Below are 1,890 nucleotides of genomic sequence, written 5' to 3' on the forward strand. Positions count from 1 at the left end.
TGAAGATCAGATTGTCGATGCCGAGCACGACCTCGAGCACAATAAGCGTGAGCATAGCGATCCAGGCGGTCGGATCGGAAACAAAGGCGAAATGCGGTGCCAGAAATTCGACAAGCTGCATGAAGGTCGTCCCCTCTACGATCTAGAGCAGTTTTCGTGGGTTCCGCCGCCAGTTAGGTATCAGCTCCGCTTATATCAATGTCAGGACCAGAAGGATGGCGCCGTTTCTTCAAGCCGGGGCCCGCGACGAAACGGCGCGACCTTTTCCGCAAGGCCGGTGCGGTCGGAGATTTGGACACCGACCCCGCAGAGCGTCGCCGGTCCGCTCGCCGCTTCGAAGCGTCCTTTCGGGACCTTCGACAGGAAACGGTTGAGCGGCTCTTCCTTGTCCATGCCGAGCGAGGAATCGTAGTCGCCGCACATGCCGGCGTCGGACATATAGGCGGTCCCGCCGTTCAGAATCTGATGGTCCGCGGTCGGCTGATGGGTATGCGTGCCGACAACCAGGCTGGCGCGGCCGTCGACGAAATGCGCGAAGCACATCTTTTCCGAGGTCGCTTCGGCGTGGAAGTCGATGATCGCCGCATCGGCCTGCTCACCCAGCGGACAGGCCGCTAGCTCACGCTCGCCGGCCTGGAACGGATCGTCGAGCTCCGGATGCATGAAGACGCGCCCCATGATGTTGGCGACCAGTACCCGCGCGCCGTTGCGAGCAATATAGACGCCGGACCCGCGCCCCGGCGTGCCCTTGGGGAAATTGGACGGCCGCAGGAAGCGTTCCTCGCGCGGCGCGAAGACCAGCGCATCGCGCTGGTCCCAGACATGATTGCCGGTCGTCACCACATCGGCGCCCGCCGCGATCGTCTCGCGAAAGATCTCTTCGGTGATGCCAAAGCCGCCGGCGGCGTTCTCGCCATTGACGACGACGAAGTCGAGCTTGAAGTCGGAAATCAGGCCCGGCAGCTGTTCCCACACCGCCGTGCGCCCTGTCTTGCCAACCATGTCGCCGAGGAAGAGAAGTCTCATACGATCCCGAGCCGAAGTCTGCCTAGCTGCATGACTTCCGCGAAGACCATGAGCCTCGCCGACTATCTATAATTGCGCCGCGAACCGGCGCAACCCGCTCTCGGTCAGTATTTCCGGGATGATGACGTCATGGTTCTCATCGGGGACCATGTCGACCTCCTGGCAATCGAAGGCGATACCGATCAGCCTGGGCGTCAGCCCTTTGGCCTCAAGCTTCGCGATTGCCCTGTCATAATAGCCGGCGCCATAACCGATGCGATGGCCGCGCGCGTCAAAGGCGGCAAGCGGCACCAGCATGACCGAAGGGTCCAGAATTTCCGCCTCCTCATGCGGACCGACCGTGCCGAAACCCATCTCGACCATCGGCGCGCCGCGCACCAATTCGCGAAACACGATCGTGGTCTTGTCGAGGATGGCAGGCAGGCATAGCCGGGCGCCCTTTTCGCGCAGCGCGAACATCAGCGGCCGCACATCGACCTCGGAGCGCATCGGCCAGAAGCCGGACACGATCTGGCCTGGCTCGATATCGATCTTTTCCTTCGCCGTCTCGGCCATTTCGAGCGCGATCTCCACACGCCAGAATTCGTCGAGCGAATCGCGCCGCGCCAGCGCTTCCTTGCGAAGCTGTTTTTTCAGGTCTTTGGAATGAGACATGCGCAGACGCTAGAGAAGGCCGTATCCGAACGGAGTTGCAGGAGCGACGTTTTCTACCGCATGGCCCTCCGAAAAGGGAGTGACGATCCACACAACCGGTGGAAGGTCGATCCCGGGTGCCTACAAAGTAGGTGGGCGCCGTGTGAGAAAACCCACGGGTCTTCCCAGGGACAGCTCCCTAAGGATCGATAAGGCCCCGGGGATAAGTTT

Annotated in this window: 2 protein-coding genes and 1 pseudogene; all 3 read right to left on the bottom strand. The window is 61.6% G+C overall.

The window, feature by feature from the left end; all coding sequences use genetic code 11:
* A pseudogene (locus Q0L57_RS13935) lies at positions 1–121 on the bottom strand (TerC family protein); the annotation flags it as partial.
* An 80-nt stretch (positions 122–201) separates the two neighbouring features.
* Entirely contained in the window at positions 202–1,026 is an 825-nt protein-coding gene (locus Q0L57_RS13940; RefSeq protein ID WP_296743530.1) for a YmdB family metallophosphoesterase, read from the bottom strand.
* Positions 1,027–1,092: 66 nt separating this feature from the next.
* Positions 1,093–1,680, bottom strand: coding sequence for a 5-formyltetrahydrofolate cyclo-ligase (locus Q0L57_RS13945; protein WP_296743531.1), 588 nt, complete (start codon positions 1,678–1,680; stop codon positions 1,093–1,095).
* Positions 1,681–1,890: the final 210 nt, after the last annotated feature.

It is taken from the genome of Mesorhizobium sp. (assembly GCF_024509055.1).
Classification (GTDB): Bacteria; Pseudomonadota; Alphaproteobacteria; order Rhizobiales; family Rhizobiaceae; genus Mesorhizobium.

Coding starts and splice junctions, on each gene's coding strand:
- Q0L57_RS13945 (WP_296743531.1), bottom strand. CDS start 1,680: ATGTCTCATTCCAAAGACCTGAAAAAACAGCTTCGCAAGGAAGCGCTG.
- Q0L57_RS13940 (WP_296743530.1), bottom strand. CDS start 1,026: ATGAGACTTCTCTTCCTCGGCGACATGGTTGGCAAGACAGGGCGCACG.